The organism is Acinetobacter sp. TWP2-2-3, from assembly GCF_049896445.1.
Taxonomy (GTDB): Bacteria; Pseudomonadota; Gammaproteobacteria; order Pseudomonadales; family Moraxellaceae; genus Acinetobacter.
In genome coordinates, this window is record NZ_JAFCUI010000003.1 from 272,193 (window position 1) to 295,100 (window position 22,908).

The window sequence follows — 22,908 nt, forward strand, 5'->3', positions numbered from 1 at the left end:
TGGAGTTTGTGGCATGAATTTGGCTGATCGTGATGGTTTCATTTGGCAAGATGGACAACTAGTTGACTGGCGTGAGGCAAAAACTCACGTATTAACACATACTTTGCATTACAGCATGGGTGTGTTTGAAGGCGTCCGAGCTTATGAAACCCCGAATGGAACGGCTATTTTCCGTCTTAAAGAACATACGAAGCGCTTGTTGAATTCTGCAAAAATTTATCAAATGAAAGTTCCATTTGATCAAGCAGCATTAGAACAGGCTCAAATTGATGTTGTTCGTGAAAACAAATTAGCGTCTTGCTATTTACGTCCAATTATTTTTATTGGTTCTGAAAAACTCGGTATCGCTGCAACTGACAATACCATTCATGCCGTAGTTGCGGCATGGAGCTGGGGTGCTTACCTCGGTGAAGAAGCGATGGCGAAGGGAATTCGCGTAAAAACGTCTTCATTTACCCACCATCATCCGAACGTGACCATGTGTAAGGCCAAAGCATCAGGTAACTACACGCTGTCGATTCTTGCACATCAAGAAGTGGCGCATTCAGGTTATGATGAAGCAATGCTGCTCGACCCACAAGGCTATGTATGCCAAGGTTCAGGCGAAAACGTATTCCTGGTGCGTGATGGTGTGATTCATACGCCTGATATCGCAGGTGGTGCGCTGGATGGTATTACCCGTCAAACGATTATTACGATTGCTAAAGACTTGGGTTATGACGTAATTGAACGCCGTATTACCCGTGATGAGTTCTACATCGCAGATGAAGCATTCTTTACCGGCACTGCTGCAGAAGTAACACCAATCCGTGAATACGATGACCGTCAGATTGGTGAAGGTGTACGTGGTCCAATCACCACACAAATCCAGAAAGCTTATTTTGATGCAGTTCAGGGTAAAGATCCTAAATATGCACACTGGTTAACGTATGTGAAGTAATTCAGAATTTACTGATTGAAAAAACCTCTCATTTGAGAGGTTTTTTTTAAGTGATGTACTTATTCTGCCGAACTTATGTCATCATATTCACCATCAAGAAGATTTTAAGATGAGCTTAGGCATACGCAATGAGTAACATCGTTATTTGTATGAAATGGGGAACCAAATACGGTTCGGAATACGTCAATCGTTTATACAATATGGTTAAACGACATACGACAGTCGACTTTAAAATGGTCTGTCTGACGGATCGTACTGAAGGCATTGATCCTGCAGTACAATGTTTCCCTATTCCACCTCTGGCATTGCCTGAAGGTGCTCCTGAGCGTGGCTGGAACAAGCTGTCCACTTTTGAGCCTGATCTGTATGGTTTGGAAGGCAATGCACTCTTCCTCGATCTTGATGTAGTGATTGTCGATAATATCGATGAGTTCTTTACCTATCCGGGCGACTTTCTGATTATTCATGACTGGAAACGGCCGTGGCGTATTACCGGTAATAGTTCGGTTTACCGGTTTAAGCTGGGTGCTTTCCCGGGCCTATTACCTTATTTCCGTGAACATTTTGATGAAATTCGTCAAAAGTTCCGCAATGAGCAAGCTTATTTGTCTTGGTATGTCGATCAAGAGAAAAAGCTCTCTTACTGGCCTGACAGTTGGTGTAAAAGTTATAAGTATCATTGCTTGCAAAAAATACCTTTGGCGTACTTTAAAGCACCAGTAAAACCCGAAGGTGCAAAAATTATTGTTTTCCATGGTGAAATTAATCCACCAGATGCGGTAAATGGTGGGGGGGGGAAATGGTATCGCTATGTGTTGCCATCAGATTGGATTAAAGAGGCTTGGCAGTAATCTTATGTCGTTTGTATTAAATCAACAACCTCGGCCATTTCGCTTAAGTGTTGTGATGATGGTAAAAAATGAGGCAAAAAATTTAGCCATATCCTTACCTGCTTTAAGGGGTTGGATTGATGAGCTTATTGTTCTTGATTCTGGTAGTACTGATGATAGTCGGCAACTAGTGGAATCTGCTGGTGGTCAATGGTTCGTGAATACAAATTGGCAAGGTTTTGGCAAGCAAAGACAATTGGCGCAGAGTTATGCAACGGGTGACTGGATTTTAGCACTAGATGCAGACGAAGAAATCACCCCTCAGTTGAAGCAAAGCATTCTTGAGGTGATTGCGCAGCCACCTGCCAATACAGTTTATGGTATTAAACGAATCGATTGTATCTTTGGTCATGCAATTGATAATCCATATTGGCCGTTAAAGGCGCATTGGCGATTGTATCCAGCAAATTTTCAATATAATGATAATTTAGTACACGAATCAATAGAAATCAAAGATGCTCATACTTCTACTTTACAAGGTCTTTTATTACATCATACTGCAGAAACGCCATATTTTTGGATAGATAAGCGTTTATCTTATGCCAAGGCTTGGGCTGATGATCGTGCACTACGAAATAAAACTTGTGGTGCATTAAGCATTTTTGTGCATACTTTTTGGGCGTTTTTTAAGCAGTATTTTATAGATGGTCGTTTCCTTATGGGGAAGTATGGGCTGGTTTATTCGTTACTATTTACTCAATATACTTTCAATAAATATGCAATTTTATATGACTTAGTTAATAATCAGGCAGAACTAGCATTTCAGGAATCTGTAGATATTGCAAAAACTTTAACCCCAATTGATCAATCACAAAAAAAGTCTACTTTGTCTTTGGTTATGATTGTTAAGAATGAAGCAAAACATTTAGCAGCTTGTTTAAATACAGTACATGATATTGTAGATGAAATTGTGATTTTAGATTCAGGTAGTCATGATCAAACTGCTCAGATAGCTGAAAAATATCATGCTCGGTGGTATGTGAATACAGATTGGCAGGGATTTGGAAAACAACGTCAATTAGCACAGCACTATGCAACGGGTGACTATATTTTAGTATTAGATGCTGATGAGCGATTGAGTCAAAGTTTACGTGAGTCGATAGTCAAGATTTTAAACCAGTCAGTACAAACAGATTGCGTTTTTAGCTTGGCTAGAGTGAATTATTTTTCAGGTATACCGACGCATTTAAGAGGTTGGTATCGTGATTGGGAAAATCGCCTTTATGCTCGTCACTTTTTTTCTTATTCTGATTTGGATGTGCATGAGTCTGTCAATACAAACAGAGCTCAGATTGTCAAATTAAAAGGTTTGCATCTCCATTTTACTAGTGAAGATTTATTTCATTATGTGGTGAAGCGTAATCGTTATAGTCTTGATTGGGCTTGTGATAAATACAAATATCAGAAAAACATTAGTTTGATTAGTATACTCTTGCGGACCTGTTTTTCGTTTATACGTGAATATTGGATACGCGGCGCATTCTTATCTGGTGCATATGGGATCATTTCATCTTTAGTTTTGATGTTTTATACATTTGATAAATATTTGATTCTTTGGGAAAAGTCCCAAGGAAATAGCTTAAATAAGTAGTGGTGTGTGATGCCTCCTAGAAAAAAATCCAAGTTTGAGCAATGGTTTTCATTTAGTCGACATCAACGTCGTTTTGGTGCAGATAAAATTTATGAAAGCTTGGAGCAAACTGATATAGAGACACTTAAGAAAAAGTTGATTGTTGGAAATGACATTGAATATACCTATGGCTCTGAAAAAGATTTAAATAAGCATATAGAAAATCTTAAGCGAGAGTTTGTTGGGCAGCCTGAGATCAATCATTTTCACGCCAGTTTAATTGTTTTGATTCGTCGTGAAATTGATATTGATAAAAATTATAATAAATTCAAAGATTTGTGGTTAAGTGAGCGAGATTTTTTATTAAACTCTTTGAATATGCGATGGTTGGTTTCTGCTTGTGATACTTTCATAGATTATGAAAAAGATACTACTCTGAGAGCAATATTGATGATAGCGGTAGTATTGATAAATACAATTAAAGCTCAGGAAACAGAAGCTATTTTGTGTAATCAACGATATGTGGAAAACAAAACCGCCTTAGAAAAATTACAAAGTCAACGGGTTGCTCTCTTTGATGGAACATCAGCTTTGGCAGTTGGCACAGATGATACACTTCGAAATATGCGTTGGCGCTTAGATCAGGTTTGTTCAGAACATCAATTAGGTGCAATTGTTATTGAAATCTTTAAACGTCTACAATGTGAAGAAAATAATAATATTTATTCACGTTCGAAACAGCGTCATAAAAGAGAACGCACAAGCTGGTGGTAAGTCTTGGATATTGATAAATGGTAAATCTTCAGATGAAAAAAATTGTAATAGCTATATTCACCTTACAAGGGAATGGAGCAGAGCGATTCGCATTAACACTTGCAAAAGGTTTGGTTGATGCTGGACATGAAGCACATATTATTTATTTTAAAAACATTATTGATTTACCGATCCCTGAAGGCGTAAAACTTCACTTTTTTGATTATCAAAAGTATCGGGCGATTCCCAAATTTATGCGTGCCGGTTTTGCAGCAAAAGCTTTTGATCGATTTGTGATTAAAAATATTGGTACTCCTGATCTTGTTCTATCAAACTTATTTCCTGTTGATTTTGTATTATCAAAAAGTCAGTTGCCGAATGTTCACTTAGTCATTCATAACACGACGAGTTTGGAATATGGTGAACAATTAGCGGGTATGAGAAAACAGCTAGATAAAGTTTATTTAGCCAAGCCTTGTGTGGCTGTGAGTAAGGGGGTCGAAAAAGACTTTATTGAAATATTTGGTTCAAAAAGTCGGATCACTACAATTTATAACCCGATTGATGTTGAACAGGTTGTTTCAACATCAAATGAATATATCCCTGATATTGAAAAACCGTATATTGTAAATGTTGGAAAATTTAAGCAGCAGAAGCGACATGATATTTTAATTAAAGCTTATGCAAAAGCCAATGTTCAAGAAAAGCTGGTTTTGGTCGGGACTGGTGAACTATTAGAAACTTCTAAAAAATTGGTTAAAGATTTAGGGATAGAAGGCAAGGTTATTTTTACAGGCTTCAAAAAAAATCCCTATCCATATATTAAGCATGCAAAATTTATGGTTTTGTCGTCTGATTTTGAAGGGTTGGGTTTAGTAATTTTAGAAGCTTTAGCTTTGGGTATTCCCGTTATAAGTACTGATTGCCCTTCAGGTCCCAATGAAATTTTACAAGCTAATAATCTCGTTGCTGTAGGCAATATTTTTGAACTTTCGCTTAAAATCAATCAAGCATTAAAAGAGGTAGATAATTATTCAACAAATTTGAATCCATCTTTTACCCAAAGTTATGCTGTTGCGGAATATATACGGTTAATCGATTAACTTAATAAATTTATCAGCCATCTCTTTAATATCGTAATGTTTTGATAAGTTTGGGGGAATTTGATATGGATTTTCTAATATATCTTCGATAGAATTTTTTAATTCTGCACGATTATTTGGTTGTACTAGACCGCGTTGCATATCAGGGGTAAAAAATTGATGTGATACTCCTTCGCTGCAATTATATGCAACGACATGAGTGCCATTTAATAGAGCTTCTCCAATAACAAGACCGAAGCCTTCTGTCTGAGAAGGGAGAACTAATATTTTACTTTTTTTAATATATTCGATAGGTTCATCCACCCAGCCAGTAAAATGAACACGATCGCTAATATTTAGTTGATTGACTAATTTTAAAAGTTTGTCTTTTCTTGCTCCATCACCAATAATAATCATATTTTTAATAATATGAGAATTTTTTAGAGCAAATAAAGCATGTTCAATTTGTTTGGAAGGTGATAAACGACCAACATAGCAAATATCCCATACTTTTTCTTTCTTTTCAGATTGTATTGTATCTTTTAAATTTAATCCATTATAAATAACATTTATATTAGAATTCTCTAAAATTTGAGAATATTTCAATTTTAAATCTTTATTAAGTACGATAAAATTTTTGTTTGAAAACGCTTCCTTAAATTTATTAATAAATTTTCTCTTCTTATATATATTTCTTAATATTTTAATCGGATTTGAAGTTTTATTAAATTCAGGAAGAATGTCTGCTTGTGACCATATCCATATATTTGGATGATTAATAAATGATATGCTTAAATATGCATACCAAATAGTTAATATAACAGCTTCAGGTTTTATTTCATCAATAAGAGACTGGAGTTGTTCTTTCTTACTAGATTCTAATTTTTTGTCTATTAATAACTTCCCACCAACAAATTTACTAGGAAAATCAATAGATTGAATATTGAAACTCTTAGTCTTTTCTTTATAATTATTTATATCAATTAAGGTTATGATGTTTATTTCATAGCCTCTCTCTTGCAGTTTTTTTGCAAGATTAAGAGTCATAATTTCTGCACCACCACCTTTAAGATGATCAATAATAAAAAGAATTTTTTTCTGATCTTTCATTTTAAACCTAATTTTTAAGTTTTAATTTAAGTAGCTAATTTTTACTATGAGTAATATAAACTTTTGTCATTTTTCAACTTCCTAAACCGTTTATATCCCCACAAATACTGCTCTGGAGCGACATTAATCATGCGTTCTATTTCTTTATTTAAGGTGTCAACAGAAAGCTGCAAATCTCTAGATAAAATATCGAAGGATAATTCGGTGACATGAATATCATAACCGGATAAATCATCACGTCTTAAACAACTGAGTCCAACCACAGAACATTGTGTTTTGGCTGCCAGTTTGGAAAGTAAGGTAGAAGATAGCGCATTCTGATTGTAGAAAAGTGAGTAGATACCACCACTTTCGTTAGGTACATGATCCGGTAAAATTGCAGAAAAGCCACCCTGTTTTAAATGCTTAAACAAAGCACGTACACCAGAATCATCTGTAGGGACCAGTGTGGCATTCAGGCGTTGCCGAGCTTCAAGCATAAAGCGGTCAACATCCTGATTCTTGCTGGGCTTGTACATAATCACAGGAGAAGTATGTTGATTTACCCAGACATTCAATAGCTCCCACGTACCAAAATGTGGCACCACGGCCAAACAACCATGCGGATTTTGCAAAGCTTGGATAAATAGATCTACACCATGCACATCTCGAATTAAAGACAGCGCATATTTAGAAGATGAACCCCAAATTTTGACTGATTCCGCATAAGTCATACACTGACTTTTCAGGCTGCGTTTGGTCAAATCAGCCCGTTCAGATTCAGAAAGTTCAGGATAAGCAGAGGCCAGATTAATCTCAGTCACTCGGCGTGCAGAAGAATGGCTGAAATACAAAAGAGATCCAGCCAGTTGCGCAAGACTTTGAATGAATCTTAACGGAAGCTTGGAGAAATTTTTGAGTAGGGTGTACATGTTATCCAGATGGTCAGATTATAGGTCTTTGTCCGGATTGCCTTTCAGCACCATATAAATCAAACCTACAAAAATCAGCAGGGCACCTAAAATACTGCTCAGGCAGAAATACACAATACGGTCATTGGTATCAAGGTTGAACAGGTTGTTTGCAAGGATATAGCGCATGAACAGCCATTGAACCACTGAAAATACAATAAGCATAATGCTGCGATTACGAACTGCAGGACGCATAGCCATTGCTAATTACCTTAGATTAAAAACTGTGGCTATTATGCCACTGTTCCAGATGCGACTCAATCTTACAAAAAAAGCCCCGCACGAGGCAGGGCTTTTTCACTTAAAACGTCAAGAATTATTCTTGAGATTCAGCTTTTGGTTTTTCACGTAAGCGAATACCAAGGTCACGCAGTTGGTTTGATTCAACTGGTGCTGGCGCTTGAGTCAATGGACATTCAGCAGTCTTGGTTTTCGGGAATGCAATCACGTCACGAATAGAAGAACCGCCAGTCATGAGCATCACAAGACGGTCAAGACCGAATGCCAAACCACCATGCGGAGGAGCACCGTAACGTAATGCATTTAATAAGAAGCTAAATTTCTCTTCCGCTTCTTCTTCACCAATACCAAGCGCTTCAAAGATCGCTTTTTGCATTTCAAGGTTATGAATACGCAGTGAACCACCACCGATTTCAGTACCGTTCAATACCATATCGTAAGCCACAGACAGAGCAGCGCCTGGGTTGTTCTTCACTTCTTCTACGCTAGATTTTGGCAGCGTGAATGGGTGATGCACAGACGTCCATTTGCCATCGTCAGTTTCTTCGAACATTGGGAAATCAACAACCCAAAGTGGCGCCCACTCACAAGTTGATAGTTTAAGGTCATGACCGATCTTCACACGAAGCGCGCCCATTGCATCGTTAACAACTTTCGCTTTGTCTGCACCGAAGAATACGATGTCGCCATTTTCAGCACCAACACGTTTCAATAGATCAAGTACGATTGGCTCGATGAATTTCACGATTGGAGATTGAAGACCTTCGATGCCTTTTTCAAGTTCGTTGACTTTGATGTAAGCCAAACCGCGTGCACCGTAGATGCCTACAAATTTGGTGTATTCATCAATCGCGCTACGTGGCAGTGAACCCGCACCCGGTACGCGAAGCGCAACGATACGACCTTTAGGATCTTTAGCAGGACCTGCGAATACTTTGAACTCAACGTCTTGCATCAAGTCTGCAACGTCAACCAGTTTCAACGGAATACGCATATCTGGTTTGTCAGATGCATAGTCACGCATTGCATCGTTGTAGGTCATGCGTGGGAATTTATCAAACTCTACGTTTAGAAGTTCTTTGAACATCTTCACGGTTAAAGTTTCCATTAAATCCATAATGTCATCGTCACTCATGAACGATGTTTCAACGTCGATTTGGGTGAATTCAGGCTGACGGTCAGCACGTAAGTCTTCATCACGGAAACATTTCGCGATTTGGTAGTAACGATCAATACCGCCGACCATCAACAACTGTTTGAATAGCTGTGGCGATTGTGGAAGTGCGTAGAAGCTACCGTTAGATACGCGGCTTGGCACTAAATAGTCACGCGCACCTTCAGGCGTTGCACGAGTTAAGATCGGAGTTTCAACGTCTAGGAAGCCATTGTCTTCGAAGTAGTTACGAATCAGGTTGGTTAACTTAGAACGGAAGCGCAAACGATCTAGCATTTCTGGACGACGGATGTCCAAGAAACGGTATTTCAAACGAATTTCTTCAGAAATATTGGTGTTTTCGTCATTCAAAGGGAATGGCGGAGTTTCAGACTGAGCAAGAACTTCAATTTCTTTGCCCAAGACTTCGATTTGACCGCTCACCATATTGGCATTTTCTGTGCCTTGATAACGGCGACGCACACGGCCTGTAATTTTTAATACAAATTCTGAACGTACTTTATCAGCAGTTGCGAATGCTTCAGGAGTATCTGGGTCAATAACCACTTGAACAAGACCATCACGGTCACGCATGTCAAGGAAGATGACACCACCGTGGTCACGGCGACGGTGTACCCAACCGCATAATGTTACGGTTTGGTCAATTTGAGCTTCGGTTAAAGAACCGCAGTAATGAGTTCGCATCATAGCGTTAGAAATCCAACTATATGGGTTAAGGTCAGCGAATACGTAAACAGCGTACCGCTTTGAGTAAAGGTAGGATTATGCCTCTTTGGGCATGTTGTCACAAGAACTTGGGTCAAAAACAATATCATTTTAAAGTGAATAGAGGAAAAGCCAGTGCTTTGTTTAACCCATCCTGCGACCTCTGTCTAAAAATAAAAACAATAAACAGCCCAGACTAAAGGTGATCAAAAAGCCTTGACTAAATTCATTGATCGAGCGACCAGTAAAATAATAGAGGTCTGATTGCCAGACTTCAGTAGAAATATAGCGCGCATAATCCCAGACCGAAAATAGGCCGGTAAATATAGAAAAGAGCAATAAGCCCCAGGCAAACGATTTGATTTTTAGGCTGACTGCAAGATATTGCTGATGAGTTTTATAATAATGCACACTCATCCACAGCATAAACGGCAAAACGATCACAGACGTGCCGATCTGTAAAATCCGGTGCAGCGGATAACTGTTGCCAAATAGCTGAAACTGTTGGGCTAAGACTTCATGAAAGGCAAAAGTTCGAAAATCGACATGGGTTAGTCCATCCCAGATTAAATGGGTGGCTGTACCAATGATGACTGCCAGACACATCACCAGGATGAATTTTAGTGCTGAAAGGATATTGTGAATCTTTAAATCATGCTGAATACCGATGAAACGGTAAATCACGGGCCGGTAAATCAGGTACCAGACGGCACAAAAAGCCAAACCAATCCAGAGATCTGGATGAATCAGCGAAGACCATAAATGGGTGATATTCGAATTAGTATGAGTAAACAAGCGATGCAGATCGGGAACCATGCTCCCAATTGCCAGCGCAGCAACAGGAAGTCTATTCCCAGTCAAATATGAAATAGGTGGAGCAAGCACAGCATGCGATAAGGTAAAGGGCATAAAGACAATGTTTTAATGTAATCAAAAGTATTCAAAGGACATTCTAATAAAATATAGCACTGATTATCGTAAAGGATTGCAAAAATAATGAAATGTTATATTATAACATTAATCCAGATTACTGAATTTGAGCTTCGGTCATGTCCTTCCCTAAGAATCTAATAACATTGTCAATTTTTGCTGTAGTTGCGCCTACAGTATTTGCAGAGCAATCCTCATCTTCTATCCCGGTTCAGACCATGGACACTATTCAGGTGCAAGCTCATCCATTGGTGCAGACTGCGGCGGATTTCGCGGTTGCAGATCAGGTCGTGGATCAGAAAGCGCTATCTGAACGTGCCACCACCATTGGGGATGCCTTGGCAGATGAGCTGGGTGTTTATTCTAATCAATATGGTTCAGGCTCAAGCCGTCCTGTGATTCGTGGTCAAGATGGTCCACGTGTGAAAGTGTTGCAGCATGCTTCTGAAACAGCGGATGTATCCACTTTGTCTCCTGACCATGCAGTAACCGTTGATCCGATTCTGGCAAAACAGATGGAAGTAATTCGCGGTCCATCAACCTTGCTTTATGGTGCCGGTACAGTCGGTGGTCTGGTGAATGTCACTGATCAAAAAATTCCGACCCAGATGCCTGAAGATGGTTTGGAAGGTACAGTCGGCCTGCGTTATAACTCAGGCAGTGATGAAAAACTGGCAAGTGCTGGTGTGACAGCGGGTATTGGTGAAAACTTTGCTTTGCGTGTAGAAGGCTCAAAACGTAAAGCCAATGATTATATTGCACCGGATTATTTTCATGAGCATGATGACGAATTAGAAAAAGAACGTCGTGTGGGCAATACTTTTGCTGAAGGGCAAACAGTCAATATTGGCGGATCATGGATTCATGATCGTGGTTTTGTCGGTCTGTCTTATAGCAACCGTCAGGATCAGTATGGCTTGCCAGGGCATAGTCATGAATATCATGGCTGTGTTTTACATGGCGATCATTTTCATGGTTGTCCAACACCTGACCCAGATGCACCAGTCCATGAAGAGCATGGTGGACCATGGGTAGATTTAAAATCTGAACGCTATGAAGTACGCACCGAACTGGAACAGCCTTTTGCCGGTGTTGAAAAACTACGTGCACATGCCAGCATTACCGATTATGAACACGATGAACTTGAAGAAAATGAAGTGATCAGTAACTTTAAAAGCAAAGGTTATGACGGTCGTTTAGAGTTGGTGCACGTGCCAGTTGCAGGTTGGGAAGGGGTGATCGGAACCCAGATTTCACAGCAAAAAATTAATCTTGCCGCATCAGAGCATGACCATCATGAAGATGGCGATGAGGACGATGAAGAACATCATGTTCATGGTTCAGGGGTCGTGATGCCGGACACAAAAACTGACAAATTCAGTCTTTTTGCTTTAGAACATAAGCAACTTGGCGATGTGCATGTTGAACTTGGTGCGCGTGTCGATCATCAAAAAGTGAAAGTAGATTCGGATCAGAAAGATTATTCGGGGACTGGTGTCTCTGCATCCGCTGCTGCCAACTGGGAATTTGCACCGAATTACAAACTTTCTGTAGTGGGATCTCATCAGCAGCGTTTGCCTTTAGCTCAAGAACTCTATGCTAATGGCTTGCATTTTGCGACCAATACCTATGAACTCGGTAATCCTGATCTCGATAAAGAAACTTCAAATAATCTCGAATTAGGTCTGCATTATGAAGGGGATAAACTGGATTACCATGTGCATGTCTATCACAACTGGTTTGATGATTATATCTATGGCGAAACGGTAGCCCAGAAAGGTAATTTACGTGGCGTGCAATATACCCAGGACAAAGCCAGATTCTATGGTACAGAAGCACAAGCCGGGTATCAGATAAATGATATGTATAAGCTCAGCGTCTTTGGGGACTATGTACGTGGCAAGATTGAAGGCGAAAATGCACCACGTGTACCTGCAGGTCGCTTAGGCACCAAAGTAGAAGCAGACTTTGCCGATGGCTGGTCAGGTTTGGCTGAGTATTATCATGTCTTTAATCAGGACAAAATCGCCAGCTATGAAGATGAAACCCAAGGCTACAATATGGTGAATGTTGGCCTGAGTTATGCCAATAGCATTGCAGATAACAATGCTTATCGAGTTTATTTCAAGGCCAATAACTTGCTCGATGATCAGGTGTATTCACATACTTCCTTCCTGTCGAATATTCCGCAGGTGGGTCGCAACTTTACTGTCGGCGTGCAGTATGATTTCTAACAGGTCTACTGAAATAATCGACCAAATCATCTAGATCTCACTGAAATCTACTTGAAAAATCATAAGATAAAACCTAGCCTGAGTATATTGGGTTAGGTTTTTTCTTATGCGTATCTTTCAACGAATTCACAATAAATTGAACTGGTCGAATCGCCGTTATGCGACTTTGATCATTAGTATGCTGGCTGTGGGTTATTTGGCTTCGGCAATCTACCACACGTATAAGCCTTTGCCGGAAGGTCTGAATTACACGGGCAAACTGCGTCATGCCGAAGTCAAGTTTCTGGCCGATCAGACTTATCTGGATGCCGAAGGAAAACAGCATTTAGATCATCGCATTTTTAATGAAATGCTGAAAATGATTGAAGAGGCCAAATCGCTGATTGTGCTGGATATGTTTTTATTTAATCAGCAAACCGGTGCATCTACGCAGCATCATCAGGCACTGAGTAAACAGTTGAGTGATGCTTTAATCAGTAAGCGTCTGCTGCAGCCTGAGGTAGAAATCAAATTTATTACCGATCCGATCAATTCGGTCTATGGTGGAATTAGATCCGAGCAGTATCGGGAATTACGTCAGCACGGTATTGATGTGATTGAAACCAATCTGACGCCGTTGCGGGCTTCCAATCCAAGCTGGTCCGGCTTCTGGTATATCTGTTGCCAGGGCATTGGCAATAATCCGGAAACAGGCTGGTTGCCGAATCCATTTGGAACAGAAAAAATTACCCTGCGCAGTTATTTTGATTTGTTTAACTTTAAAGCCAATCATCGCAAAACTATGGTGGTGGATACCGATCAAGGCTGGAAAGCACTGGTCACGTCCATGAACCCGCATGATGGCAGTTCGCGGCATTCCAATATTGGCTTATTGGTCTGGGGTAGCACAGCCGTCGATATTCTGAAAACAGAACTGTCTGTAGGCATGATGTCACAAGCGAATATGCCAGCTATTGTCGTTGGGGATTTTCAGGCAGACATTAGCCAACCACAAGTTCAGGTGCTGACTGAAAAAGCCATTTATGATGCGATTCTGAATCTGATTCAGACCGCGAAAGCCAGTGAACAGATTGATCTGGCAATGTTTTATCTGTCTGAGCGAAAAATTATCAAAAGTCTGATAGCGGCCCATGAACGTGGTGTCAAAGTCCGGATTTTACTCGACCCAAATAAAGATGCCTTTGGCCGTGAAAAGAATGGAATTCCAAATCGGCAGGTGGCTTCAGAATTGCACGAAGCGGGTATAAATGTACGTTGGTGTCATACTCAGGGTGAGCAATGTCATAGCAAGATCCTAATGAAGCGCAATGCTCAGCAAGCTGAAATGATTTTAGGTTCGGCCAATTTTACGGTACGCAATTTGAAAAACTATAATCTGGAAACTAATATGCGCGTGGTGGGTCAGCCTCAGGCCGAAGTCTTCCGGGATGCCCAGCAATATTTTGAGGGTGCATGGTCAAATCTAAATGGCCGTTCGATGAGCGTAGATTACACTCAATATGCAGAAAACTCGTTCTTTAAATATTGGCTGTATCGTTTTATGGAATGGAGCGGCTGGTCGACGTTTTAATTTTAAATCCCTCCTGACCTCCCTTTTTAAAAAGGGAGGAAAGTCCCTCTTTGAAAAAGAGGGAGTTAGGGAGATTTTTTATTATCAGCTTTTTGATTCTGGATTCGGCGGAACCAGCTGATCCAGCTCTTTATCCGTTAATTCATCCAGCTCAGAAATATCGGTTTTAATTTTCCATTGCGCTTCATCATCAACCGGATTTGGTAAACGCGCTTCTAACCAGTCACAAACTACATCGGGTGGGAAATCTGCGTGATTACACTGGATCACCCAAGACAGGAAATCTTTGGCTACACCATTCATATATGGCGGTGGCGAAACTGGAAGGAACTGAGTTGGGAGGCGTTCATTTTTAGAAATATAATTCAGGACATGACCTAATTCTTGCACAGTTTGCCAAGCCAGCGGATGATTTACATTGATCTGAAACTTAAACCACCATGCCTGTTTACCATCTGAACCATAGCTATCAATCCGTTCTTTCTGAACACTCGGCACTTTAGAAAAATATTCATGTAAACGATCGAAATTTAAATCAGACACAGTATTCAACTCGAAACATTAAAAAAAGTAATTTTAGCATAAAGCAGTAGCCTGCCGACGTGCCTGTCAGATTGAAAATAGGCGAGCGCATTACAAAAAATTGCAGCTCCAATGAGCTTATCCATATTTTCTGCACCTATTTTGTTTAAAATATAAGCAGATTATTCGGAGGAAGCTCAAATGAGAATCGTACTATCGAGTGCAATATTGGCTGCATTGCTATTAGGAGCTTCTGCACAAAGTATGGCTGGCAATGCTTGGGTGGGTTATGGTGGTGTAGATCGATCCACACCGAATTATCGCAGCGCTCCACGATCTTATGATCCACCACGGCAGCATTATCCGCAACGTCCGCTGCCACCAAGACCACATTACCCGCAACGACCACCATATTGGGGCTATCCACCTGCACAGAGTCAAAGTGGATTAAACATTCAGTATCAGGCACCGACCACTATTTATCAAAATTCGAATAGTTATAGCTGGGTCAATGGTGATCCGAATGTTGCCCGGATTGAAAGTTCGAGATATACGGTAATTACCGATTGGCAGCGTTTAGGGTTACCAGCACCACCGCGTGGCAGCTACTGGATTTATGAAAACGGACGCTATGTGCTGGTGCCGAATCGTTAAACTGCTCTAAACTCTGAACGGATAATTCAGTTATAAACGTCAATAACTCAAAAAGACCAAAATAGTTCCCTCTCCTGTGAGGAGATGAGTAGCACTGCTACGCAAGGGAGAGATTGCTTGAGATAAATCTCCCAAAACCCTAAACGAGGCTTAAGTATTACTTTAAGCTGAAGTGCAAAAAAAAGAGGGCTTAAAAGACTATGCCAATTCATCATCTTCTGGACGCGGTGTTTTGCCAAGGGGTAATGGCTTTTCACTATGTTTGTCACGAATCACGGATGGATAAGTCCATGAGGCATAGCGCACCACTAATATCGCAAAGGCCAGAATCAGAATCGAACCGGTAATAATCACCAGATCCATGCTGGCTTTATGCGTGTGTTGAATATCTGCAATCAGCAAACGGGTCAGTGCAGTAATGGCAATATAAATCAGGAAACGTACTGGCATATGGTTGGTTTTGAAATAGATGCCGACCATGGCACCAAGTTCCAGATAAATAAACAACAGAAGAATGTCGTCAATGGTGGCGAACTGTTTCACGGTCAGAATGTCAATGACGGTATGGCCAGCGGACCAGATCACCATACAGCCAATAATAAACAGCGCAATATAATGAAAGCTTTCTACAGCAAGATTACCAAGACGGTCGAGGAGGGCTTCAAATTTTTCAATTTTTGGACGTGATTTAGACATATTATCCTCCTGATTTTTCATATGAAATAAAGATAGTTACAGAATAACGTGCAAAGATCATGCACAGAATGATTGAATGAAAAATAAAGATTAAATTATTTGAACTTTTGCGCTTTTTTTAGACTAAATTGCTATATTGTATGGGTGGTAACATTGAATAAATAGGAGAAAAAAGTGTTAGATAAAATTCAAACAAAAATTAGCCAATTAGAAGCCGGAAAAAAATTAATCCTCGGCGTAGGCATTAAGGCTGAAGATATGCAAAAGGTGGTGGAACTCTGCGAGTCTTTAGAGTCAGAGGGGAATATCAAAATTGTGAATAAACATCTGAATCCGAAGAGCAATAATCAGCCGGATACCTTACTGATTCAAAAAGTTTAATTGTTGCATTTTCATAAAAAAACGCCTGCTGATGCAGGCGTTTTTTATTGCAGATTTTCAGCTTAAGCTTGAGTCGTGAAATAATCTTCAGAGAAGTTCATGATGACGTCAGAACCTGATTTCACTTTAGTAATGCGTAATGCCAGTTCAGGCAGAATGCGTTGTACAAAATAACGTGCCAGAGCGAGTTTATTTTGATAGAACTCACCTTCTTTATTTTTCGCTGCATTGGCAATGCGCGCAAACATATAAGAGAAACTCAACAGACCTACAGCGTGCAGATAGTCGACTGCGGTCGCATTCGGAAAGTCATGACTTTCTCTTGCTGCTTCCAGAATATACTGAGTCACTGATTCAACTTCAGTCGCTGCATCCAGTGTGGCATCTTTAATGAAGTTCAGGTCTGCATCCAGACTATTGGCAAAGTCACGGATTTCAGAGATATATTCAGAGATATATTCGCCGCCACATTTAATGGTTTTACGGCCGATCAAATCTTGTGACTGTACGCCGTTGGTGCCTTCATAGATCTGGGAAATACGCAGGTCACGGATACATTGCTCCAAGCCCCATTCACGGATATAGCCATGACCACCGAAGACCATTTGTGCATCTAATGTCGCTTGGAATGCGGTATCCGTTAAATACGCTTTCGCGATTGGTGTTAATAGCGCAACACGGTCATTGGCTTTTTTCACCGCTTCAGGATCAGTCGAGAATTTGGTGATATCCAACTGTTGACCTACATACACGGCGAATGCACGTGAAGCTTCATTATTGGCACGTACATTCAGCAGCATACGGCGTACATCACCATGCACTAGAATACTGTCCGCAGGTTTGTTTGGTGATTGAACGCCAGCCGCGCTGCGACCCTGTAAACGGTCTGTCGCATATTGCGCAGCGTTTTGATAAGCGAATTCAGAAGCACCTAGGCCTTGGATACCCATCGACAGACGTTCATAGTTCATCATCACGAACATTGCAGCGAGACCTTCATTTTCTTTACCAACGAGGTAACCTTTCGCACCGTCAAAGTTCATGACACAAGTTGCTGATGCCTTGATTCCCATCTTGTGTTCGATTGAACCTGGGCCGACCGGGTTACGTTCGCCAATAGAACCATCTTCATTGACCAAGAATTTCGGTACGATGAAGAGGGAAATACCACGAGAGCCGGCAGGCGCATCTGGGGTTTTTGCCAGAACTAAATGAATGATGTTTTCCGCCAGGTCATGGTCACCGCCAGTGATGAAAATCTTGGTGCCGCTGATGCTATAAGTGCCGTCTTCGTTACGTTCAGCTTTGGTCTTGATAATACCCAGATCAGTACCGGCATGTGGTTCAGTTAAGCACATGGTGCCTGACCATTCGCCCGAATAAATTTTAGGTAAATAGGTTTCTTTTTGTGCTTGTGAAGCATAGCTATTCAACGCCATGCCTGCACCAACAGAAAGCAGTGGATACAGCATGAAAGACGGGTTGGTCGCGAACAGCATTTCATCAGAAAGTACTGTCAGCATTTTCGGCATTTCCTGGCCGCCCCATTCCATATCTGCGCCCAGACCAATCCAGCCGCCTTCTGCATATTGTTTGAATGCTTCTTTAAAGCCAGCAGGTGTGGTCACATTGCCATTTTCAATTTTTGCGCCTTCTTCATCACCTGTACGGTTCAGTGGAAGCATGACGTTTTGCGAAAATTTTGCCATTTCTTCAAGAATCGCTTCTGCTGTCCCAGCATCCAGATGCGCTAGATTTTCATTGGCCTGCCAGAACGGTTCTGCATTGAAGACATCGTTCAGGATGAATTTCATATCGGCAAGTGGCGCGTTATAAATTGGCATGGTGTGTCACCTGTTTATTGTTTGATTAAATGAGTTTTAATCAGTCTAAAACACTCAAAATCTGAATGTTAGACGACTAAAGGTTAATTCTGTAACTCTTTATAAAGAAAAAGGACTGCCTGTTGATTGACCGTCCTTTTTCTGAAATGTAGCTAGTCTGAGACTAACTTAGAATGCAAAGTGTTCCGCATCCAGGTTCATCAATGGCTCTACACCTGTCGCAATCACTTCAACGTGTGAACGAACGCGTGGCAGGATTTTCTTGAAGTAGAAGCGTGCTGTCGTCACTTTGGCATTGTAGAAATCAACCTCAGTGGTGCCCGCAGCCAGTTGCTCCTGAGCAACCAATGCCATACGTGCCCATAGGTAAGCTAGAGTGACATAACCAGAGAAGTAGAGGTAATCGACTGCAGCCGCACCCACTTCTTCAGGGTTTTGCATCGCGCGCATACCAATCTGCATGGTCAGATCGCCCCATTCTTTGTTCAAGGCAGCCAATGGTTCAACGAATTCTTTCATTGCAGCATTGTCTTTGTGCGCTTCAGCAAATTTATGGATGATCTTGGTGAAGTCTTTCAACATTGCACCTTGCGTACCCAATACTTTACGGCCTAACAAGTCTAGTGCCTGAATTTCAGTGGTACCTTCGTACAAGCAGGCGATACGTGTATCACGTACGATCTGCTCCATACCGTGCTCAGAAATAAAGCCGTGACCACCAAATACCTGTACACCGTGTTTCGCAGCTTCAGAACCAGTTTCAGTCAGGAACGCTTTTGCGATTGGTGTCAGCAATGACAGGATGTTGTCTGCAAATTTACGGTCTGCTTCTTCTGCAGCATGTTCAACTACGTCAGCATATTGTGCTAACAGGTAAACCAGTGCACGACCACCTTCTGCATATGCTTTTTGAGTTAAAAGCATGTTACGTACCGCAGGATGCACAATGATTGGATCTGCTTCTTTTTCAGGTGCTTTAGGACCAGAAAGAGAGCGCATTGCCAGACGATCTTTTGCGTATGCAAGCGCGCCTTGGAATGAACCTTCAGATGCTGCAAGACCTTGAACTGCTGTACCGATACGTGCTGTGTTCATGAACGTAAACATGCAGTTCAAGCCGCGGTTTTCAGGTCCAATCAGGAAGCCTTTAGCATTGTCAAAGTTGATGACACAAGTCGCGTTACCATGAATACCCATCTTGTGTTCGATCGAACCACAACGTACACCGTTACGCTCGCCAATAGAACCGTCAGCATTTAGGTTGAATTTTGGCACGATGAATAATGAGATACCTTTGGTACCTTTCGGTGCACCTGGCAGGCGAGCAAGTACGATATGGATAATGTTCTCTGCCATGTCGTGTTCACCAGCAGAGATAAAGATTTTCTCGCCAGAGATTGCATAGCTACCGTCCGCTTGTGGTTCAGCTTTGGTACGGATAATACCCAGGTCAGAACCCGCATGGGATTCAGTTAAGCACATGGTACCCGTCCACTCACCTGAAACCAGTTTAGGCAGGTAAGCGTCTTTTTGTTCAGCTGAACCATGATGTTCTAAAGTACGAACCGCACCGTGAGACAGGCCAGGGTACATGCCCCATGCCCAGTTCGCAGTACCCACCATTTCAGAAATCGCGATACCTAAAGAGTTCGGTAAGCCTTGACCGCCGTATTGTTCTTCAGCAGAAAGAGAAGGGAAGCCAAGCTCGATGTATTTTTGGTACGCTTCTTTAAAGCCAGTCGGAGTCGTAACAACGCCGTCATTCCAGGTACAGCCTTCACGGTCACCGGTCTGGTTGATCGGAGACAATTCGTTTTCACAGAAGTCGGCCGCAGCTTCTAAGTACTGATCTACCAGCTCACGGCTTACGTTTTCTTGGAATGCAGGGAGATTTGCATAGTGTTGTTCAGCATTTAATAATTCATGCAACACAAATTGCATATCACGTAAAGGCGCTTTGTATTGTGGCATATCGGTTTCCTCAATACTGGTTGAACCAGCGTTATAATCTTAGATGAACTAAAACCTGTCTTCACTGACACGGTTTGGAATGATCTAATCGTGCAACAACTTCCCCTGCGGTACAAGCTTTTCGGGGTGTTTTCTTGGTGACTGTAAAGTCAAAGATTAATCTGCATGACGCATTAAAGGTCTTGAGTATAAAGACTTTAGCCATATTCTGCAGGAAACGAATAGTCAACTGTATGCATGAAAGAGCACGCAATAAAAAAGCACCCGAAGGTGCTAGTCGTGAAGCCTTGATTCCTATGCATTAATAGGTAGAGGCTGTGGGCTGGAAACGGACATGACATTTGCCATTGATAGTTTGTTCGCTCATCTTGATCTGTGCAGCAGTCCCGTCTTTTTTGCCTTGACAGGCTTGCAGCATGGCTCGTTGATGTGCCTGATGTTGAGCGAGGCGCTGATCAAACTGTTTAGTCAATTCTGCACGTTTGGCATCCGTCAAGACTTCACCGTGCATCATGCCTCTACGCATATCAGCACGCATTGGACGATGCTCAGCTTTCATGTCGCGATGGCTTTTCATCTCTTTACGATCTGCTTTAAAGACCATCTTGCAGGTGCCGTCTATGGTTTTATCGCCAGTCTTGATTTGAACGGCCGAGCCCACAGCTTTATTGTCGCAGGCCTGTTGAAGCTGTTTGGCAAACTGCATGCGTTCTGCACGCTTTGCCTTAAACTGCTCACGCTGTTCGGGAGTTAGATGCTGTTTTTTGCCTTCATGATGTTTCATCATGTGGGGATGATCATTGCTTGGCACATTGCTGGTGGATTGACAGGCAGTCAACGCACCCATTGATAAAACACTTGCACTGATTAAAGCTATTTTTGTCATGGTTTGCATTGTATTTATCCCCGTCAAGAAGCTGATTCTATGTCAGATAAAGATTAAACAATAAAGATGAAGAAACAATGAAGAGTTTTTTGCTGCGGTGTTCGCTACAATAATGAATATAGAAGAAAAATTGAGATTTTAGTTTTGAACATTCGCCGTATTCCCATTGCATTACGTCTATTTTTGACCGTGCTGTTGACCACGTTGGTCATTACCACAGTGAGCCTGGGTGTATTGCATCTGAATATGCAGCGTAATTTCGCCCGTTATGTCGCCGATGTCGAAATGCAGAAGCTAGATTATGTGATTGAAAATCTGGCAGATGTCTATGCGGTCTATCAGGACTGGGGCAACGCGATTCAGGCACAGATTCTCCAGATGGAAGGTGAAGCCGCACCAGATGATTATGACCGATTATCACGCTGGTGGCTGCGCCGTCAGTATGATATTGCCTTGCAGCAGCGTTATTTTCAGGAACAGACTCTGGCTCAGGTCGCACCCAGTATGGTAGATCCGGCGCTGCCACAACGTCAGGTCAATGAAGAAGAATTACGTGTGCTGGCATCTAATTTGCCTTCACAGTTTCAGCCCTTTGAAGGCTTGAAATTCCCGCTCAGCTCCAATCAGAATCTGTTTAGGGCTGATCGCAAGAATGGGGAACAGCCAGCACAGCAGCCGACCGGCAAGAAACAGTTTATCCAGATGCCGGATCGTCTTGGTCTCAGTTCACGTCTTTCTCTGTATGATGCCAAGCGTCGTTTTGTGGTCGGTGAGGCTTCGGATGAGCAGGTCTCTTATCGCCCAATTATGGTGAATAACCAGATTGTCGGCTATTTGGGCTTAAAACCGGTTCTGGATCAGGATGATGCCTTAAGTATCAATTTCTTTAGTAACCAGAAGCGTTATTTATTTCTGGTTTATGCACTCAGTATTTTGGCGAGTCTGATTGCGTCCCTGTTATTGGCGACTTATTTCAAAAAGCCGATTCAACGGCTGCTCAATGGCACACGTGCCTTGACTCAGGGAAATTATCAATATCAGGTTAAAGTGAACCGGAATGATGAATTAGGTGATTTATCCAATGAATTAAATGCATTGGCGGTGATTCTGGATCAGCATGAAACCTCACGCCGTCAGTGGGTGGCAGATACCTCACATGAGTTAAAAACGCCACTAGCAGTCTTACAGGCACAGATTGAAGCGATGCAGGACGGAATCCGTAAACCAACGCCTGAACATTTTGCTTCCATGCTGGCTCAGGTGAACAGTCTGAAAAAACTGACCCAAGATCTGGCCGCATTGGCACAGGTCGATGCCCAGCAATTGCAATTCTATTTCTCGACGGTGAATCCGTGGGAGGTTGTGCAGCAGGAACTCATTAACTTCCAGCCGAACTTTGAACAGGCTGAATTAGTGGTTACTGCAGATGGCGAAGGAACTGATTTAAATCTGGATCTAGATCGTTTTAAACAGATTGTGGCGAACTTGCTGAGTAACAGTATTCGCTATACTGAAGCAGGCGGGCAGGTGCATATTCATACCACACAGGATGATAAAGAATGGACCTTATATGTCGATGATAGTCCGTTTGGTCTGACTGATGAACAACTGACGCGTATTGGTGAGCGTTTCTACCGTGTCGATGATTCTCGTACCCGGGCGACTGGCGGAACCGGACTGGGTTTGGCATTATCATGTAAAATTACACAGGCGCTGGGCGGCAGCTTAAGCTTTGCACATTCACCACTGGGTGGTTTACGATGCAAGCTGAGCTTTCCTAAACAAGTGAAACCATAAAGGAAATAT

20 protein-coding genes are annotated in these 22,908 nt (G+C 41.7%); 10 read left to right on the forward strand and 10 right to left on the reverse strand.

Annotated elements, in window-relative coordinates; translation table 11 throughout:
• The first annotated feature begins 13 nt into the window (after positions 1–13).
• The 5 genes from ACP7AK_RS06695 to ACP7AK_RS06715 all read left to right on the forward strand — a co-directional run bounded on the left by ACP7AK_RS06695 (position 14) and on the right by ACP7AK_RS06715 (position 5,256).
• The gene (locus tag ACP7AK_RS06695) at positions 14–940 is read left to right on the forward strand and encodes a branched-chain amino acid transaminase (RefSeq protein ID WP_004278329.1); all 927 of its coding nucleotides are present in this window, start codon (positions 14–16) and stop codon (positions 938–940) included.
• A 128-nt stretch (positions 941–1,068) separates the two neighbouring features.
• On the forward strand, positions 1,069–1,791 hold the full coding sequence (locus ACP7AK_RS06700; RefSeq protein WP_224217200.1) for a hypothetical protein: 723 nt from the start codon (positions 1,069–1,071) through the stop codon (positions 1,789–1,791).
• Positions 1,792–1,795: 4 nt separating this feature from the next.
• The gene (locus ACP7AK_RS06705) at positions 1,796–3,421 is read left to right on the forward strand and encodes a glycosyltransferase family 2 protein (protein WP_213687674.1); all 1,626 of its coding nucleotides are present in this window, start codon (positions 1,796–1,798) and stop codon (positions 3,419–3,421) included.
• A gap of 9 nt (positions 3,422–3,430) precedes the next feature.
• Positions 3,431–4,174 carry a hypothetical protein gene (locus ACP7AK_RS06710; protein ID WP_201701596.1) on the forward strand — a complete coding sequence of 248 codons (744 nt, stop codon included), beginning with the start codon at positions 3,431–3,433 and terminating at the stop codon, positions 4,172–4,174.
• Positions 4,175–4,206: 32 nt separating this feature from the next.
• Entirely contained in the window at positions 4,207–5,256 is a 1,050-nt protein-coding gene (locus ACP7AK_RS06715) for a glycosyltransferase (RefSeq protein WP_425879205.1), read from the forward strand.
• On the opposite strand, the gene ACP7AK_RS06720 is transcribed toward ACP7AK_RS06715, so the two are convergent.
• From ACP7AK_RS06720 to ACP7AK_RS06740, 5 genes are all read right to left on the reverse strand, one after another.
• Complete coding sequence (locus ACP7AK_RS06720) at positions 5,245–6,345, reverse strand: glycosyltransferase (protein WP_425879207.1); 1,101 nt, start codon at positions 6,343–6,345, stop codon at positions 5,245–5,247. The two genes, ACP7AK_RS06715 and ACP7AK_RS06720, sit on opposite strands and share 12 nt — an antisense overlap.
• 44 nt (positions 6,346–6,389) lie before the next feature.
• On the reverse strand, positions 6,390–7,256 hold the full coding sequence (locus ACP7AK_RS06725; RefSeq protein WP_425879209.1) for a lysophospholipid acyltransferase family protein: 867 nt from the start codon (positions 7,254–7,256) through the stop codon (positions 6,390–6,392).
• 18 nt (positions 7,257–7,274) lie between these two features.
• The gene (locus ACP7AK_RS06730) at positions 7,275–7,496 is read right to left on the reverse strand and encodes a hypothetical protein (protein WP_004278319.1); all 222 of its coding nucleotides are present in this window, start codon (positions 7,494–7,496) and stop codon (positions 7,275–7,277) included.
• Positions 7,497–7,611: 115 nt separating this feature from the next.
• A complete protein-coding gene (gene aspS, locus ACP7AK_RS06735; RefSeq protein WP_425879211.1) occupies positions 7,612–9,396 on the reverse strand; it encodes an aspartate--tRNA ligase in 1,785 nt (594 codons plus the stop codon).
• Between the two features lie 162 nt (positions 9,397–9,558).
• Positions 9,559–10,323, reverse strand: coding sequence for a DUF4184 family protein (locus ACP7AK_RS06740; RefSeq protein WP_425879213.1), 765 nt, complete (start codon positions 10,321–10,323; stop codon positions 9,559–9,561).
• A gap of 140 nt (positions 10,324–10,463) precedes the next feature.
• Here ACP7AK_RS06740 and znuD point away from each other — a divergent pair, with 140 nt between their 5' ends.
• The gene (znuD, locus tag ACP7AK_RS06745; RefSeq protein WP_425879215.1) at positions 10,464–12,578 is read left to right on the forward strand and encodes a zinc piracy TonB-dependent receptor ZnuD; all 2,115 of its coding nucleotides are present in this window, start codon (positions 10,464–10,466) and stop codon (positions 12,576–12,578) included.
• 106 nt (positions 12,579–12,684) lie between these two features.
• Positions 12,685–14,148, forward strand: a complete 1,464-nt coding sequence (locus ACP7AK_RS06750) for a phospholipase D-like domain-containing protein (RefSeq protein WP_425879217.1) — start codon at positions 12,685–12,687, stop codon at positions 14,146–14,148.
• Positions 14,149–14,232: 84 nt separating this feature from the next.
• On the opposite strand, the gene ACP7AK_RS06755 is transcribed toward ACP7AK_RS06750, so the two are convergent.
• On the reverse strand, positions 14,233–14,691 hold the full coding sequence (locus ACP7AK_RS06755; RefSeq protein ID WP_425879219.1) for a hypothetical protein: 459 nt from the start codon (positions 14,689–14,691) through the stop codon (positions 14,233–14,235).
• Between the two features lie 180 nt (positions 14,692–14,871).
• Here ACP7AK_RS06755 and ACP7AK_RS06760 point away from each other — a divergent pair, with 180 nt between their 5' ends.
• Positions 14,872–15,324 carry an RcnB family protein gene (locus ACP7AK_RS06760; RefSeq protein WP_005103287.1) on the forward strand — a complete coding sequence of 151 codons (453 nt, stop codon included), beginning with the start codon at positions 14,872–14,874 and terminating at the stop codon, positions 15,322–15,324.
• A gap of 198 nt (positions 15,325–15,522) precedes the next feature.
• Here ACP7AK_RS06760 and ACP7AK_RS06765 read toward each other — a convergent pair whose 3' ends face one another.
• Positions 15,523–16,020 carry a phosphate-starvation-inducible protein PsiE gene (locus ACP7AK_RS06765; RefSeq protein ID WP_004647497.1) on the reverse strand — a complete coding sequence of 166 codons (498 nt, stop codon included), beginning with the start codon at positions 16,018–16,020 and terminating at the stop codon, positions 15,523–15,525.
• Between the two features lie 174 nt (positions 16,021–16,194).
• Between ACP7AK_RS06765 and ACP7AK_RS06770 the strand changes: the two genes are divergently transcribed.
• Positions 16,195–16,401, forward strand: coding sequence for a hypothetical protein (locus ACP7AK_RS06770; protein ID WP_004278311.1), 207 nt, complete (start codon positions 16,195–16,197; stop codon positions 16,399–16,401).
• Between the two features lie 62 nt (positions 16,402–16,463).
• Here ACP7AK_RS06770 and ACP7AK_RS06775 read toward each other — a convergent pair whose 3' ends face one another.
• From ACP7AK_RS06775 to ACP7AK_RS06785, 3 genes are all read right to left on the reverse strand, one after another.
• On the reverse strand, positions 16,464–18,245 hold the full coding sequence (locus ACP7AK_RS06775; RefSeq protein WP_005246013.1) for an acyl-CoA dehydrogenase C-terminal domain-containing protein: 1,782 nt from the start codon (positions 18,243–18,245) through the stop codon (positions 16,464–16,466).
• 168 nt (positions 18,246–18,413) lie between these two features.
• A complete protein-coding gene (locus tag ACP7AK_RS06780) occupies positions 18,414–20,216 on the reverse strand; it encodes an acyl-CoA dehydrogenase C-terminal domain-containing protein (protein WP_004278309.1) in 1,803 nt (600 codons plus the stop codon).
• Between the two features lie 301 nt (positions 20,217–20,517).
• Complete coding sequence (locus ACP7AK_RS06785; RefSeq protein WP_138743080.1) at positions 20,518–21,111, reverse strand: hypothetical protein; 594 nt, start codon at positions 21,109–21,111, stop codon at positions 20,518–20,520.
• Between the two features lie 135 nt (positions 21,112–21,246).
• On the opposite strand from ACP7AK_RS06785, the gene baeS reads away from it, so the two are divergent.
• Positions 21,247–22,899 (forward strand): sensor histidine kinase efflux regulator BaeS, encoded by a 1,653-nt coding sequence (baeS, locus tag ACP7AK_RS06790; protein WP_425879223.1) that lies wholly within the window; start codon positions 21,247–21,249, stop codon positions 22,897–22,899.
• Positions 22,900–22,908: the final 9 nt, after the last annotated feature.